This is a genomic window from Caulobacter segnis, from assembly GCF_003243465.1.
In the GTDB taxonomy this organism is placed as follows: Bacteria; Pseudomonadota; Alphaproteobacteria; order Caulobacterales; family Caulobacteraceae; genus Caulobacter; species Caulobacter segnis_A.
This window is the reverse complement of record NZ_QFQZ01000021.1, coordinates 43,713-58,446: the sequence shown is the minus strand read 5'-3', so window position 1 is coordinate 58,446 and position 14,734 is coordinate 43,713. Positions and strand designations below refer to the sequence as shown.

General features: G+C 67.2%; 13 protein-coding genes and 1 pseudogene. 9 read left to right on the top strand and 5 right to left on the bottom strand.

Translation table 11 applies throughout. The features are described from left to right. The 6 genes and pseudogenes from DI526_RS09100 to DI526_RS09075 form a co-directional block, all read left to right on the top strand. A pseudogene (locus tag DI526_RS09100) lies at window positions 1-576 on the top strand (peptidase); the annotation flags it as partial. 47 nt (window positions 577-623) lie between these two features. Further along, complete coding sequence (locus DI526_RS09095) at window positions 624-1,658, top strand: isoaspartyl peptidase/L-asparaginase family protein (RefSeq protein ID WP_304276747.1); 1,035 nt, start codon at window positions 624-626, stop codon at window positions 1,656-1,658. A gap of 30 nt (window positions 1,659-1,688) precedes the next feature. Further along, complete coding sequence (locus tag DI526_RS09090) at window positions 1,689-2,138, top strand: Lrp/AsnC family transcriptional regulator (protein WP_304276744.1); 450 nt, start codon at window positions 1,689-1,691, stop codon at window positions 2,136-2,138. 101 nt (window positions 2,139-2,239) lie between these two features. After that, the gene (locus DI526_RS09085; RefSeq protein WP_304276741.1) at window positions 2,240-2,578 is read left to right on the top strand and encodes an Lrp/AsnC ligand binding domain-containing protein; all 339 of its coding nucleotides are present in this window, start codon (window positions 2,240-2,242) and stop codon (window positions 2,576-2,578) included. 41 nt (window positions 2,579-2,619) lie between these two features. Next, the gene (locus DI526_RS09080) at window positions 2,620-3,645 is read left to right on the top strand and encodes a DUF1611 domain-containing protein (RefSeq protein WP_304276739.1); all 1,026 of its coding nucleotides are present in this window, start codon (window positions 2,620-2,622) and stop codon (window positions 3,643-3,645) included. Then, the gene (locus DI526_RS09075; RefSeq protein WP_304276737.1) at window positions 3,645-4,631 is read left to right on the top strand and encodes a dipeptide epimerase; all 987 of its coding nucleotides are present in this window, start codon (window positions 3,645-3,647) and stop codon (window positions 4,629-4,631) included. Before DI526_RS09080 ends, DI526_RS09075 begins: the two co-directional genes overlap by 1 nt. 52 nt (window positions 4,632-4,683) lie before the next feature. Here the strand turns inward: DI526_RS09075 and DI526_RS09070 are convergent, their stop codons facing one another. Next, window positions 4,684-5,193, bottom strand: a complete 510-nt coding sequence (locus DI526_RS09070; RefSeq protein WP_304276735.1) for an Lrp/AsnC family transcriptional regulator — start codon at window positions 5,191-5,193, stop codon at window positions 4,684-4,686. A gap of 163 nt (window positions 5,194-5,356) precedes the next feature. Between DI526_RS09070 and DI526_RS09065 the strand changes: the two genes are divergently transcribed. Then, on the top strand, window positions 5,357-6,874 hold the full coding sequence (locus tag DI526_RS09065) for an amidohydrolase family protein (RefSeq protein ID WP_304276733.1): 1,518 nt from the start codon (window positions 5,357-5,359) through the stop codon (window positions 6,872-6,874). Window positions 6,875-6,954: 80 nt separating this feature from the next. On the opposite strand, the gene DI526_RS09060 is transcribed toward DI526_RS09065, so the two are convergent. Genes DI526_RS09060 through DI526_RS09050 form a run of 3 tightly spaced genes read right to left on the bottom strand, consistent with a single transcriptional unit; the run spans window position 6,955 to window position 8,869 of the window. Further along, on the bottom strand, window positions 6,955-7,140 hold the full coding sequence (locus DI526_RS09060; protein WP_304276731.1) for a hypothetical protein: 186 nt from the start codon (window positions 7,138-7,140) through the stop codon (window positions 6,955-6,957). Next, on the bottom strand, window positions 7,140-8,228 hold the full coding sequence (locus tag DI526_RS09055; RefSeq protein WP_304276728.1) for a PepSY domain-containing protein: 1,089 nt from the start codon (window positions 8,226-8,228) through the stop codon (window positions 7,140-7,142). Before DI526_RS09055 ends, DI526_RS09060 begins: the two co-directional genes overlap by 1 nt. Beyond that, window positions 8,225-8,869 (bottom strand): FMN-binding negative transcriptional regulator, encoded by a 645-nt coding sequence (locus DI526_RS09050; protein WP_304276726.1) that lies wholly within the window; start codon window positions 8,867-8,869, stop codon window positions 8,225-8,227. The genes DI526_RS09055 and DI526_RS09050 overlap by 4 nt, the downstream gene beginning before the upstream one ends. Window positions 8,870-9,054: 185 nt before the next feature. Here DI526_RS09050 and DI526_RS09045 point away from each other — a divergent pair, with 185 nt between their 5' ends. Further along, window positions 9,055-10,533, top strand: a complete 1,479-nt coding sequence (locus tag DI526_RS09045) for a PLP-dependent aminotransferase family protein (RefSeq protein ID WP_304276723.1) — start codon at window positions 9,055-9,057, stop codon at window positions 10,531-10,533. Here DI526_RS09045 and DI526_RS09040 read toward each other — a convergent pair. Further along, window positions 10,530-12,191, bottom strand: a complete 1,662-nt coding sequence (locus DI526_RS09040; protein WP_304276720.1) for an amidohydrolase — start codon at window positions 12,189-12,191, stop codon at window positions 10,530-10,532. The two genes, DI526_RS09045 and DI526_RS09040, sit on opposite strands and share 4 nt — an antisense overlap. Window positions 12,192-12,488: 297 nt before the next feature. Here DI526_RS09040 and DI526_RS09035 point away from each other — a divergent pair, with 297 nt between their 5' ends. Beyond that, window positions 12,489-14,732, top strand: a complete 2,244-nt coding sequence (locus tag DI526_RS09035; RefSeq protein ID WP_304276717.1) for a TonB-dependent receptor — start codon at window positions 12,489-12,491, stop codon at window positions 14,730-14,732. Window positions 14,733-14,734: the final 2 nt, after the last annotated feature.

The following is a 14,734-nucleotide window of genomic DNA, read 5'->3' as shown; positions in this document are numbered from 1 at the left end:
AAGGGCACGGCGCTGAACAAGGCGCTCGACGCCCACGTCAAGGCGGGCAAGCCCATCGGCGGCACCAGCGCCGGCCTAGCGGTGCTGGGCGGCTATGTCTATGGCTGCCTGGACTCGATCAGCCTGACCTCGCCCGACGCCCTGAAGAACCCGACCGGGCCAAGCGTGACCCTCGTGCGGGACTTCCTGCACCTGCCTTATCTTTCCAAGGTCATCACCGACACCCACTTCGACAAGCGGGATCGGCAAGGGCGGCTGGTCACCTTCGTCGGACGGCTGATTCAGGAAGAAGACGACACGGCGATCACCGGCCTGGGCGTCGACGAGGCCGGCGCGATGCTGATCGATGGGCAGGGCGTTGGGCGCTACTACGGCCCCGGCTACGCTTGGCTGGTGCGTCCGCTGAAGAAGCCGACAACCATCGTCGCCGGCCAGCCGCTGACCTATGCGCCTTTCCCTATCGTTGGGCTGGGGCCCAATAGCACGCTCGATTTCAAGACCTTTGACGTCACCAAGCCCGCGTTCACGATCACCGCCCGTGTCGATAGGGGAAAGCTGGTCCGCAGCGATCGATAAGCCCGACCGAACCCCCGCCAGGGACACCTTCAAGACCGAGATCCAGAATGACATTGCAGTCCCTTCGCCGCCTCACGCTTTCCGCTTTCGCCGGTCTCTCCCTTTCCGCATCGGTGCTGGCCGTTCCCGCCGCGGCGGCCGAAAAGACGCCTCAATGGTCGCTGGCCGTGCACGGCGGCGCGGGCGTGCTTGAGCGCGGGGAGCTCACGCCCGAGAAGGACAAGGCCTTTCGCGCCGGGCTGAACGCCGCGCTTGAGGCCGGCGCCAAGGTGCTGAAGGCGGGCGGTTCCAGCCTTGACGCCGTAGAGGCGGCCGTCCGGGTGCTCGAGGACAATCCTCTTTTCAATGCGGGCAAGGGCGCGGTCTTCACCGCCGAAGGGCGCAATGAACTGGATGCGGCGATCATGGATGGCGCCACTCTCAAGGCCGGGGCGGTCGCGGGGGTGACCCGCACGCGCAATCCCATCAGCCTAGCCCGCGCGGTGATGGAGAAGTCGCCACACGTCCTGCTGGCGCGCGAGGGGGCCGACCAGTTCTCCAAGGACATGGGCCTGGAACAGGCGGCGCCGGACTATTTCTATACCGAGGATCGCTGGAAACAGCTGCTTGCCTGGCGCAAGGATCAGCACGCCATGCTCGATCCCACCCACCTGTTCGGCACCGTCGGCGCGGTCGCGCTCGACCAGAAGGGCCACGTCGCCGCCGCCACCTCGACCGGCGGCATGACCGGCAAGCGCTGGGGACGGATCGGCGACAGCCCCATTATCGGCGCGGGGACCTATGCGCGCGACGGAGTTTGCGCCGTGTCCGCCACGGGCTCGGGTGAATACTTCATCCGGGAGAGCGCCGCGCGCCAGGTCTGCGACCGGATCGCCTGGAAAGGGGAGGCCGTCCAGCAGGCCGCGGACGCCACCATGGCTTCGATCACCAAGATCGGGGGCGACGGCGGACTGATCGCCATCGACGGCGAGGGGCGGGCGGCCTTCGGCATGAACGACCTGGGCATGTATCGTGGTGCGATCTCCTCGGCGGCGCCCACGCCGCGGACGGCGATCTACGCCGACGAGCCGTCGCCGCGTTGATCTCAAAGCGCCAGCAAAGGGGGGCGGGGCGTGACGAAATCGGATGAGCGGGGGCTGAGCGACCTGGACCGGCGCCTGCTGGCCATGCTGCGGCAAGATTCCCGTCAGCCGGTCACCAAGCTCGCCAGCGAGCTGGGCCTGTCCCGCGCCAATGTCTACGCCCGTCTCAGCCGCTTGGAGGAGGAGGGGGTTATTAGCGGCTACACGGTGCGCCTGGGTGAGACCTACGACCGGCGCCTGATCCGCGCCCAGGTGATGATCAAGGCCCTGCCCAAGCACGCCAGAACGATCGAAGAAGCGCTCGCGGCCATCCCCGAGCTTTCGGCGTTGCATGCGATCAGTGGTGAGAACGACCTGATCGCCCTGATCGAGGCCGAGACTGTGGGCGAGCTCAATGCGCTGATCGACCGGATCGGCGAAATCGAAGGAATCGAGCGGACGACCTCATCGATCCTGCTGGCGACAAAAGTCCTGCGTTAGGCTGCGGGGCGACGGTTTCTCTCGCTGCAACTTGGCAAGTCGGCGGTTTCCCCGGCCCGCGTCGCCATAAGCTGATGCGCGAGCTTCAGCGGAGAAACACCTTGAGCCTCCAGCGGATCGACAACGGACCAGCATTTCTGGGCGTCGCGGCCGACGCGGGCCGTCCTGACGGTTTGTTGCGGGCGCACGTCATGTTGCGTCTGGCGCGTTGCGACATGGCTGAAGCAGAGCGCGCTCTCGCCGAGCTCGCCGGTTTGACCGCCCTGCATCAGATTTCGGGTGACTACGACCTGGTCGCAGTGGTCGAGGCTGGTCATGGCGAGGCGCTCGATGCGCTGATCGCCAGGGTCGTAGGCCTGCCCGGCGTCAGCAGGGCCACGACCGCGCGCCTGCGGTCCTCGGTCAGCGCGTCCCGCGCCCGCGTTTTCGCCGTCGCCTGAGCGACCACTCGCCGCCCTCGAACGCCAAGAAGAGAGCCTCCGTGGATCTTCCCTATCCCAGCCTGATGTTTCTGGCCGATGTCGATCGCGTCAGCGCCAAGACCGCCCTCGGCGTCGCCCACTGGCGGCCAGAGGCCTGCGCCGGCCAGCTTCGGCTGGAAGGCTGCGAGGTCGATCTCGGCTTGCCTGATATGACGCCAAGCGCCGCCAAGGCCGCTGGAGCGCGCTCGCTGCTGATCGGGGTGGCCAATGCCGGCGGCTATATCCCGCCGCACTGGGAGGCCGTGCTGATCGAGGCCTTGGAGGCCGGTCTCGATCTGATCTCCGGACTCCACACCCGCCTGGCCAGCCTGCCCCGGGTTCGTGAGACGGCTGAGCGGCTGGGGCGACGACTGATCGAAGCCCGCGAGCCCGATCCCAGGTTCAGTGCTGTCGGAGAGGGTTTCAAACGCAGCGGCCAGCGTCTGCTCACCGTCGGTACGGACTGCGCGGTAGGCAAGATGTACGCGGCCCTGGCCATCGCCAAGGAACTCAAGTCCCGGGGCGTAAGCGCTGATTTTCGCGCCACGGGGCAGACCGGCATCTTCATCGCCGGCTCGGGCGCGCCGATCGACGCGATCGTTTCGGATTTCGTCGCCGGCGCGGCCGAGGTGCTCAGTCCGGCGGCGGGCGCGGATCATTGGGACGTCATCGAAGGGCAGGGGTCGCTGTTCCACCCCGCCTACGCGGCGGTCTCGCTGGGGCTGCTGCATGGCAGCCAGCCGGACGCCCTGGTGGTCTGCCATGACGCCACGCGGATGGCGATCGATGGATTGGAGCACTTTCCGACGCCAAGCCTGGCCGAGGCCATCGATCTGAATATTCGCCTGGCCAAACTGACCAACCCGGCCGTGCGCGTCGCTGGCGTCAGCATCAACACCTCGCGCCTCACGCCCGAAGCAGCCGCAACCTATCTGAAAGACACCGCCGAGAGCCTCGGCCTGCCATGCTGCGATCCGGTCCGCACGGGTGTCGCGTCGATCGTCGATGCGCTGCTGGGCGGCCCCGCCCAGCGGGACGCCGCCTGATGCGCCTGAGGGCGCGCGAACGGGTCCACGCCCTGATCGAACCGTTCGTCATCGCCCGAAAGACCTATACCGAGGCCGTGGTCGTGGAGGTCGAGGTCGAGGCGGACAGCTTTATTGGTCGCGGCGAGGCCGCCGGCGTCGACTACCGGGGAGACACGCCGGACCAGATGTTGCGTCAGCTCCAGGATCTCGCCGAGCAACTTGAACCTGGCGCGGATCTGGATCGCGCGAGCCTGGCGACCCGGCTGCCGCCCGGTGGCGCGCGCAACGCGCTGGACTGCGCGCTCTGGGACCTGGAAGCGAAACGATCCGGGGTGTCCGCCGCGGCGCGCGCGGGGCTTGCGCCGCTCCGTCCGATCGAGACCTTCGTCACCCTAGGCATGGACGCGCCCGCGGCCATGGCGGCCAAGGCCGCTCGCTGGACCGAGCGCTACGGCGCCTTGAAGGTCAAGCTCGGCGATGCTGGCGACATGGCGCGATTGGAGGCGATCCGGACGGCCGCTCCGCGCGCGCGCCTGATCGCCGACGCGAACCAGGGCTGGACGCTGGCGCAGCTGAATGACCGCGCGCCGGTCATGGCGCGCCTGGGCGTTGAATTGCTGGAGCAGCCGCTCCCGGTCGGCCATGACGACGAGCTGCTGGACTATCGCGGCGCCGTGCCGCTTTGCGCCGACGAGTCGTTCGACGATCGCGCCGACCTGCACCGGGTCGTGGGCCGCTACGCGTTCTGCAACATCAAGCTCGACAAGGCCGGCGGGCTGACCGAGGCCTTGGCGACCGTCACGGCGGCGCGCGAAGCCGGCCTGCGGCTGATGGTCGGCTGCATGGAGGGCACTTCGCTGGGCGTTGCTCCGGCGCTGCTGGTGGCGCAAGGCTGCGAGATCGTCGATCTCGATTGCCCGATGCAGCTGATCCACGACGTGGATGGCGGCTTCGGCTACCAGGACGGTTGGATGCGCCCGAACGGGCCGGATCTCTGGGGCTAGAGCCCCAGGCCGAAAGCGGGAACCGGTTTCGGCTACCTCACGCTCTAAAGCTCTAGCTCTCGAGGTCCTGGGCTGTCGCCAGCAGCGCCGTGAGATCAAGGCCAGCTTCGCCCTTCAACTTCTTGGTCACGGGCAGGGTCACGTAGTCGAACGAGACACCAAGGGTGTCTAGCATCTGCTCCATGATCGTCTGGTAGTGCTCGATGCCGAAGGCGGCCACCGTGATCAGGTAGTCGACCCCGCCCAGCACGGCCTGGCAGCCGATGACATTGGGCAGGCCCGCGATCCCGGCCTCGAACATCTTGGCCTTGGCGTAAGAGTAGTCCGTCAGCTTGATCTGCACGACAAAGGTCGAGAGCTTGGCCAGCCGTCCAAGATCAATCTCGGCATGGTAGCCGCGTATGATCCTGGATTTCTCCAGCCGTTTCATCCGCTCCCAGCACCGCGACGCCGAGAGGCCCACCAGCTCGCCCATGGCGGCCTTGGTGACGCGCCCCTGACGTTGCAGCAGCGCCAGGATCTTGATGTCGATCCGGTCCAGGTCCTTGCGCTGATCGGTCATGATCCGCCCTTGTTGATCCTTCTCCCACGCTTAGCGCACCGGCGGCGAAAAAGGTAAGCGCCAGCGCAGGATAGCGGAGAGGTCCTCGCGTCTCAGGCGGCGGAAACAGCGGAAACCTTCGCCGACGCGCGCTAGACTCGCGCGGATAGCAAAGTGTGGACGCATGAGACTTCACCTTTTTGGTTCGGCGCTGGGTCTGGGGATCGCGTGCCTGCTGGCCTCCGGCGCCCTGGGCTCGACCTTGATCGTCCGCGCCAAGGTGGTCGACGGGTCCGGAGCGCCGGCGCGCGACGTCAGCGTCAGGATCGACAAGGACCGCATTGTGGCGGTCGGCAAGCTCAAGCCCGCGAAGGGGGAAATAATCGTGGACGCCGAGGGCCTGACCCTGGCGCCCGGCTTCATCGACGCCCACAGCCATCACGATCGGCTTGCGGAGAAGACGCCGGAGATGGCGATGCTGACCGCCCAGGGCGTGACCACAATCGTGGTCGGGCAGGACGGCGAATCCGCCCTACCTTTGAAAGACTATTTCGAACAGCTGAAGCGCTCACCCCTGGCTGTCAATGTCGCCTCCTACACCGGCCATGGCAGCCTGCGCGCCCGCGCCCTTGGCCAAGACTACAAGCGTCCGGCCACCCCTGGCGAGATCGCGCGCATGAGCGCCGAGCTGGCCGAGGATCTGCGCGCCGGCTCTCTGGGCCTGTCCACGGGGCTGGAATACGACCCGGGCATCTACGCCACGCCGGAGGAGGTGATCGCCCTGGCCAAGACGGCGGCGGCCGGCGGCGGACGCTATATCAGCCACCTGCGCAGCGAGGATGTGAAGCTGGACGCGGCGATCGACGAGATCATCACCATTGGCCAGCAGGCCCGGCTGCCCGTGCAGATCTCGCATCTGAAAATCGGTCTGGTCGACCGCTGGGGAGAGGCGCCGGCGATCCTGGCCAAGCTCGACGCCGCCCGCGCCCAAGGCGTCGACATCACAGCCGACGTCTATCCCTACAGCTACTGGCAGAGCAACCTGTCGGTGCTGCTTCCCGAACGCAACTTCGAGGATCGGGACGCCGCGCGGTTCGCCCTGACCAAACTGACCACGCCCGAGGGTCTGCGGATCGCGGTGTTCGCGCCCGATCCGTCTGTCGTCGGCAAGACGATCGCCCAGATCGCAAGTGAGCGGCACGCTGATCCTGTCGAGACCTATCTGGCGCTCACCCGGCAGTCGGACACCTATGGCGCGGCCCATCCGGAGGTCGAACGCGTGGACGCCGTGATCGGCTCAGCCATGGCCGAAAGCGACATCGCAGCCTTCATCGGCTGGAAGTATGCGGTAATCTGCTCTGACGGCATGACCCACGGGCTGCATCCTCGAGGCTTTGGCGCCTTCGCCAAGATCCTGCGCACCAGTGTTCGCGAGCAGCGCTCGCTGACCCTGGAGCAGGCCGTGCGCAAGATGTCGGGCCAGGCCGCAGCTCAGCTCGGCATCGCCGATCGCGGCGTGATCGCGCCGGGCCGCCATGCCGATCTGGTTCTGTTCGATCCGGCGCGGATCGCGGACCATTCGGACCTGGACCATCCTAACGCCCTGGCGACAGGCGTCCGCACGGTCTGGGTCAACGGCGTCATCGTCTTCGACAAGGGCGTTCCAACTTCGGCGCGCCCCGGGCAGGTGGTTCGACGCTAAGGCTTGCGCCCCTCATCAGGTCGCGCGCCGTCTCCAGCCGTAGCAAGGCGCGGTCATTTCGCTCGCGCCTTGGGGTAGGTCTAGGAACGACGACGCAAGTGGCACCAGACGATTGTCGCCAGCGGCAGCGCCAGCCCACCCCAACCAATCCAGTCCTCGATCCCCTCGCCCAGCAGGGCGACGACAAGGCCGGCCAGGCTCAGGACGGCGATGAGCGTCGGCGCGGCCCAGACGTGGCGGAAGGTCGAGGCGATCTTCTTGTCCATCAGGCGGCCTTCTTCTTCGAGAGCCACAGATAGAGGCCGCTGGCCGTGACGATGATGGTCACGATGTCCAGCAAAGCCCAGAGGATCTTCAATGGCAGGCCGCCATAGTCGCCGAAGTGCAGCGGCTGCGAGAGAAGCAGGCCCTGGGCGTACCACGGCATGCGGCGGATGGCGGTGAGCCTCCCCGTCTCGGCGTCGACCAGCGCGGGGGTCGGCAGCCGCTTCGTGGCCGGCGTCGCGCCCTGCAGGAAGACCGCGTAGTGATGCTTGCTGGAGAATGCGCCGCCTGGGAACGCCACGAATTGGACCCGCATCCCCGGCGCCGCGGCCTGGGCGGTGGCGATGGCCGCGGCGATCGAACTGCGGCGGATCGGCGGGGGCTTGTCCTTGTACGGCGCGGTCATGGCCGCCAGCTGGTCGGCCCGCCAGACCGCCAGGATCGGCTCCGAAAGGGTGTTGATAACGCCCGTCAGGCCCACCACCGTGACCCAGGCCGCGGTCACCACGCCCAGCAGGTTGTGATAGTCCAGCCATTTCAGCCTCGTGGACCGCGACGCCCGCACCGTGCCGAAGTCGATCTTGCGCATGAACGGCGTGTAGATCACCAGGCCTGAGACTATGGCGGCGACGAACAGGGCGCCCATCACCCCGAGGAACAGCAGGCCCGGCAGTCCGAGGAACATGTCCTTATGGATGCGCAGGACGACATCCATCACGCCGCCAGCGCCGGTCGCGGCGACGATCCTGCCGCTGGTCTGGTCGATCGGAGCGAAGTGCATGAGGGACTCGGGGGCGTCCGCGCGCGGCCCCGTCGTGACATTGATGACCGGGCGGTCGACGTCGAAGCTCATGAACAGCGGGACCTCGCCGGGGCGAGCCCTCAAGGCGATGTCCAACACCTGATCGTCGTTCAACAGGCGCTGGCCCGGCGTGGCGACGATATTGGGGGCGTGGTTCAGCGCGCGGTCGATCTCGTCGTGAAAGACCAGCGGCAGGCCGGTCAGGCAAAGCATCAGCAGGAAGGCGGTGCAGATCAGGCTGGCCCATTTGTGGATCAGCGTCCAGATGCGCACGATGTCACGAGTCATCCGCCCATCCTCGCGGCGTTCAGGCGGCGCATCCAGCGAGTCAGCACGGGATCGGGGTGGCTGGCTAGGATTTCCGCCAGCGACTGGTCGGTTTCGTCCTGGCCCAGCTTGAACTTGGCGGTCACTCTGGTGACGTTGGCCTCGAACGCGATGATGGCTTGTTCCATGCTCTCATAGCGGGCTCCGACGTCGCGCGGCCGCCAGCCCGTCTGGTCGGTCTCGTCCATCGCCTGGGTCAGGCGCTCAAGGGCGTCGTGACCCAGGTCCGGGCGCAGGCGGATGTCGGCCTCAATGCGAACCTGGGCGTAGTTCCATGTCGGTGCCCAGGTCGGGGTCGAGACCAAGCCGGGCGAGACATAGGCCTGCGGGCCGGTGAACAGCAGCATCGCCCTGGGAGCGGCCTCCAGAGCGGTGACCAGCGGATTGCGCCGGGCCATGTGGCCGAGAAGCGAGACGAGCCGGCCCTCCGAATCCAACTCGGCCAGCATAGGCAGCAAGCTAGCCACGCGGGCGGCGCTTTCGTTGCGCGGCGCCACCCAGGCCAGCGGGAATTCGCCGATCAGCGCGAGCACATCGTCGGGGCCGCCCGTGAACGGGTCTAGTGCGCCCGCTGGGGCGCCGGCCGGCGTCGACTCGGACATGCATGCCTCGTTCAGTCTGGCCGTCGGAGCGGCGCTGCTTTCCTGAGCACAATCCGGAACCACCTGGCGCCGAACAAGCACCAAGACTGACAGCGCCACGGGTCCAGCCTGGCGGTTGCCGTCGCGCTGGCGTCGACGCATCCTGGCCCCATAGAAATGAGCGTTCCTATACATGGAGGGGGCCAATGGCGCGGCCGTGGAACATGGCGTTGGGCGAGGTGATCGACGCCTCGAAGCCGACGCCGCTCTATCTGCAGATCGTCCATGGCTTGATCCACGAGATCGAACGCGGACGGCTGACGTCGGGCGCCTATCTGCCCAGCAGTCGCGGCCTCGCGACCATGCTTGGCGTCAATCGCAAGACCGTGGTGCTGGCCTACGAGGACCTGATCGCGCAGGGCTGGCTGACCTCGTGCGGCACGCGGGGAACAACGGTCTCGGATGTCCTGCCAAAATCCCCGGCGACGCGTCGGACCAAGACCGAGATCGTACCCGAGGCGGTCGACGCCAAGGCGCCGGCCTACGCCTTTCACGCGCCGCCGGCCCGGCCGCTGGCCTTGCCCCGCGACACGCCCATGCGCCTCGACGAGGGCTCGCCCGACGGTCGGCTGTTTCCTGAGGAGGTGTTGGGACGCGCCTACCGCTCGGCGATCCAGCGAGCCGCGCGCCATAACCGTATGCTCTACGGCGATCCGCGCGGTTCAGGCCCGCTGCGCGAGAGCGTCGCGGCCATGCTGCGCACCGAACGCGGCCTGGCGGTGAGGGCGGAGAACATCTGCATCACGCGCGGCAGTCAGAACGCCATCTTTCTGGCGGCCCGCACCCTGATCACGCCGGGCGACACCGTGCTGGTCGAGGCCCTGACCTACGAGCCCGCCGTGGCGGCCTTCCGCGCCTGCGGCGCCAAGGTCGAAGCGGTTGGCCTGGACGACCAGGGGGTCGATGTCGAGGACGTTGAGCGCCACTGCCGGAAGGGAGGCGTGAAGGCGATCTTCCTGACTCCGCACCACCAATTTCCGACCACCGTCGCTCTGCGGCCCGAGCGCCGCCTGCGCCTCTTGCTTCTGGCTCGGCAATTCAATTTCGCGATCATCGAGGACGACTACGACCACGAGTTCCATTTCGAGTCTCAGCCGCTGCTGCCGATCGCCAGCTATGCGCCTTCATACGTGATCTATGCCGGCTCGCTGTCCAAGCTACTGCTGCCGGCGCTGCGGATCGGCTACATCGCCGCGCCCAAGGCCTTCATCGATGCGGTGGCCCATACGGTTTCGCTGACGGACGGCATGGGCAACGCCCTGACCGAGGACGCGGCCGCCGAGCTGATCGAGAGCGGCGAGCTTCGCCGGCACGCGCGCAAGGCCACCCAGGTCTACGCCTCCCGGCGCCAGGCCTTCGCCCGCGCCGTCGAGGAGGCATTCGGCGACCGTGTGCGATGCCGGCCGCCCGACGGCGGCTTGGCTTTCTGGCTGACCTTCCCCGACGCCCGCGATCTGGACCGGATCGAGACCAACGCGCCGGGCCTGGGCGTGCGCCTGGCGTCGTCCCGTTCGTTCGCGATCCGCGAGGACGCGGGCCGCGGCCTGCGCATCGGCTTCGCCAGCCTTCGCGAGGACGAGGCGCGCAAGGCGCTCATGACCCTCGCGAAGGCCGCTGGATTCTAGGCGGAGTACCGCGCCTTGCCGCCCACGAAGGTGTGGAGCACCTTCACGTCGGGGATCTTCAACGGATCGATCGCGGTCAGGTCCGCGTCCAGGATCGCCAAGTCGGCATAGTAGCCGGGCGCGATCCTGCCCGTGCGGTCTTCCATGAAGCCGGCGAAAGCGTTGTTGGCCGTGTAGGCGGTCAAAGCCTGCTCGACGCTCACCTTCTGGTCGGGCAGCCAGCCGGCGGGATTGGCCCCGTCGATCGTCCGACGGGTCACCGCACCATAGACACCGGTCAGCGGATCCAGCGGGGCCACCGGCCAGTCCGAGCCAAACGTCACGGTCGCTCCGGCGTCCATCAGCGACTTGAAGGCGTAGGTGCCCTTCAGACGTTCCGGCCCGATACGCTTGACGGCCCAGCGGCCGTCGTCGATGGCGTGATAAGGCTGGACCGAGGCGATCACCTTCTGCTTGGCGAAGCGCGGGATCGCTGCGTGGCTCAGGTGCTGGGCGTGCTCGATGCGGAAGCGGCGGTCCTTCACCCCGTTGGTCTTCTCCACCTGCGCATAGATATCCAGCACCTCGTCATTGGCCTGGTCGCCGATGGCGTGGGTCGTAACGTGCAGGCCGTGGGCGTCCGAGGCCGTGATCCATTCGCGTAGGTTTGCCAGGGTGGTGACGCGCACGCCCGTCTGGTCGGGCGCGTCGTCATAGTGGTCGTGGAAGACGGCGGTGCGCGAGCCCAGCGAGCCGTCGGCCAGGGCCTTCACGGCGCCCCAACGCACCCAATCGTCGCCTCGGCCGTCCCTGGCGACGATATCGGCCATCTTCTCCCAATCGGGCAGGGGGACGAAGGCGTAGAAGCGCATCTCCGTTTCGCCCTTGGCCCGTAGGCGGCGCAGCGCCTCGTAGGTCTTCCAGTCCAATTCGGGATTGTGCGCCTGGGCCACGCCCTTGCTGAGACCATGAGCGATGCCCAGACGCATGATTGCATCGGTCTCGGCGTCCGTCATCGGCGGGATGACGCGCTCGACCAGGGCCTTGGCGTTGTCCTTGACCACGCCGGTCGGCTCGCCCTTGGCGTCGCGGACGATGACCCCGCCTGGCGGATCGGGGGTGTCGCGGGTGATACCCGCTAGCTTCAGCGCCAACGAGTTGAGCAGGTACATGTGGAGATCGGTGCGCGGTACGGCGACTGGGGTATCGGGCGTGGCGGCGTCGATCCATTCTCGTGTGGGCAGGGCGCCGCCCAGGCGCTGTTCGTCCCAGGAGCCGCCCAGGATCCACTTGCCTGGCCGAGCCTTGGCCGCTGCGCCCAGGCGCGCGGCGAAGTCGGCGCGGTCCTTGGCACTTAGCAGGTCGACCTGGGTGAGGGCGGTCGAGCCGGTGAGGAAGTGCGTATGGTTGTCGGTGAAGGCTGGCATCAGGAACGCGCCCTTCAGGTCGATGACCCGTGTCCTGGCTGTCGTCAGGCTCCTGACTTGGTCCGCGCCCACAGCGGCGATCCGCTCGCCCACAACGCCGACGGCGGAGAGGCGCGGCGCGCCGCCGCCCGGCGTCCAGACGCGCGCATTGATCAGGGCCGCGTCCAACCCGCGCTCGGCCGCCAGGGCCTGCAGCGGCGTCAGCAACGCCAGGCTCGCGCCCGCGCGAAGAAGGCTGCGTCGATCGATCATGGACCCCTCGTCGTCTCTGTCTTTGGACCCAGCCTGATCGCTTCGTTCAGGGGCCGGAACATCCAATCCGCGTCCGCCTAGGGGTCCAGTCAATCCGGGCTTGGTCCCCTCGGCCTGCCGTTTTTGGATGTTTTTGCTCCGCCACGAAAGGGCAAGCCTCACCATCACGGACGCTATGAGGGGACCGGCGAGCATCGCGCACAGGCGAGCGGCGGATCCGGGTCCGGACAGGCGAGGGGTTTGAACAGAAGGTCCGGCGGTCATCTCGCCGGCGGACCGACATAAGGGGATCGAGATATGAGTAAGACTATTCTTCTGAGCGCCGCGTCGCTGACGGCCTGCATGGTCGCGGCCGGCCTGTCGTTGGGCGCGACGACGGCCAGCGCCCAGACCACGACCCAGACGACCGCCCAGCCGGTGACCGAGTTGGACGCCCTGATCGTCACGGCCACCAAGCGCAACGAGAGCGTGCGTGACGTCGCCATCCCGATCAGCGCGGTCAGCGGCGAGGACCTGCGGAAATCCAACGCCAACAGCCTTGCGGACTACATCACGCGACTGCCGGGTGTGACCTTCAACGACTACCAGCCGGGCGTCTCGGAAGTGGTGGTGCGCGGCATCGCGGCGACCACCTATCACGAGCAGGGCCAGACCACGACGGGCTACTACCTGAACGAGGTGGTGGTGGTGGAGCCGGGCTTCCCGATCGGCATCCCGGACATCGACACCTTCGACCTGGATCGGGTGGAAGTGCTGCGCGGCCCGCAGGGCACGCTGTTCGGCTCCTCGACGCTGGGCGGCCTGGTCAACTACGTGGCCAAGACGGCCAATGTCAGTCGATACGAGGCCGAGGCCGAGGGCCTGATCGGCACGACCAAGAACGCGGGCCAGGCCAACTATGCGGCCAAGGCGATGGTCAACATCCCGATCGTCGCCGACAAGCTGGGCGTGCGCCTGCTGGGCCTGCAGCGTTTCGACGCCGGCTATCTGGACAACACCGGCGCCAAGGTCGACGGCTCCAACGACTTCCGCACGCGCGGCCTGCGCGGCTCGGCGGTGCTGCAGGCGGCGGAGGGGACCAAGTTCACCCTGCTGTCGACCTACCAGGACACCCTGCTGGACGACCAGACCTACCTGTCGCACGACTATGTCCGCGAGACCGCGCGTGTCGAGCCGCAGAAGACGGCATTCTGGCTGAATAGCCTGCGCCTGGACCAGGACGTCGGCTTCGCCGACCTGACGGTGATCGGCTCGACCGACCACAAGACCAACACCACGGTCTATTCGTATCCCTACGCCTATGTGACCGGCGTCACGACCGGCGCCAACAGCGCCTATAGCCGCGGCGGAGCCAAGGCCAATCTCGACACCTTCGAGGTCCGCCTGGCGTCAAAGGCCGACGACCGCCTGAAATGGCTCATCGGCGCCAGCTACATGCACGCCGAGAAGAACAGCGCCGACCGCATCTTCCAGGCTGGCGCAGCGGCCTATATCGACGCCCACCCGGCCAGTTTCGGCGGTTACAAGGGCTCGGTCCTGGCGCCGGGCGATGCGATCTACGGCTATATCTCCGACACCCTGAACAAGGACTTCGGAATCTTCGGCGAGGTCTCCTACAAGATTACGCCCCAGTGGGAGCTCACCTTGGGCGGCCGCTACTACGACACCAAGAACACGGCCACGATCACCAACGCCGCTGGCAGCCTGGGCGCAGGGACCTATTCGCCGACCGACTCGACCTTCGGCACCGCGCAGAAAGAAGACGGCTTCACGCCCAAGGTGACCCTGGCCTACCGCCCTGTGAAGGGCGTCATGGCCTACGCCACCTATTCGCGCGGCTTCCGCGTCGGCGGCCCGAACCCCAACGCCGCCATCCTGGCCGGGGTGCCCAAGAGCTACGGCAGCGACACGGTCGACAACTACGAGGCCGGGCTGAAGACCACCTTGCTGGAGAACCGCTTGGCGCTGGACGTCTCGGTCTTCCACATGAAGTGGTCGGACATCCAGGCTCGCCTGTTCACGGCCGCGCCCTACTACTACTCCTATGTGACCAACGCTGGCGGGGCCAAGGTCGACGGCGTCGAGTTCTCGGGCCAGCTGAAGATCAGCCAGCACATCAGGTTCAGCAACAACACGACCTATCAGGAGGCCAAGCTGACGACCCTGCTGCCCGACAGCTTCGCGGTCGGCGGCGGCTATGCGTCCGGCACGACCCTGCCAGGTTCGTCCAAGTGGTCGACGGCCAACACGCTGTCGTTCGAGTTCCCGGAGGTGAAGCTGCAGCCGACCTTCGAGATCGCTCAGCGCTACCTGTCGAAGGCTCCGGTGGCGTTCGGCAATCCGAACACGCGCGGCGATTTCTCGATCATCGACCTGCGGGCCTCGATCCAGCCGACCGACAAGGTCCGGGTCCTGGGCTTCGTCAACAATTTCACGAACGAATACGGCATCCTCAACGCCCCCTTCACCGATCAGGCCGCTCCGGCCTATTCGGTCACGCGTCCGCGGACGATGGGCGTGCGCGTCGATGTGAGCTTCTAAGA

What these genes read in the sequence shown, in the direction of transcription:
- DI526_RS09095 (WP_304276747.1), top strand. Translation starts at nt 624, where the DNA reads ATGACATTGCAGTCCCTTCGCCGCCTCACGCTTTCCGCTTTCGCCGGT.
- DI526_RS09075 (WP_304276737.1), top strand. Translation starts at nt 3,645, where the DNA reads ATGCGCCTGAGGGCGCGCGAACGGGTCCACGCCCTGATCGAACCGTTC.
- DI526_RS09070 (WP_304276735.1), bottom strand. Translation starts at nt 5,193, where the DNA reads ATGACCGATCAGCGCAAGGACCTGGACCGGATCGACATCAAGATCCTG.
- DI526_RS09065 (WP_304276733.1), top strand. Translation starts at nt 5,357, where the DNA reads ATGAGACTTCACCTTTTTGGTTCGGCGCTGGGTCTGGGGATCGCGTGC.
- DI526_RS09060 (WP_304276731.1), bottom strand. Translation starts at nt 7,140, where the DNA reads ATGGACAAGAAGATCGCCTCGACCTTCCGCCACGTCTGGGCCGCGCCG.
- DI526_RS09055 (WP_304276728.1), bottom strand. Translation starts at nt 8,228, where the DNA reads ATGACTCGTGACATCGTGCGCATCTGGACGCTGATCCACAAATGGGCC.
- DI526_RS09050 (WP_304276726.1), bottom strand. Translation starts at nt 8,869, where the DNA reads ATGTCCGAGTCGACGCCGGCCGGCGCCCCAGCGGGCGCACTAGACCCG.
- DI526_RS09045 (WP_304276723.1), top strand. Translation starts at nt 9,055, where the DNA reads ATGGCGCGGCCGTGGAACATGGCGTTGGGCGAGGTGATCGACGCCTCG.
- DI526_RS09040 (WP_304276720.1), bottom strand. Translation starts at nt 12,191, where the DNA reads ATGATCGATCGACGCAGCCTTCTTCGCGCGGGCGCGAGCCTGGCGTTG.
- DI526_RS09035 (WP_304276717.1), top strand. Translation starts at nt 12,489, where the DNA reads ATGAGTAAGACTATTCTTCTGAGCGCCGCGTCGCTGACGGCCTGCATG.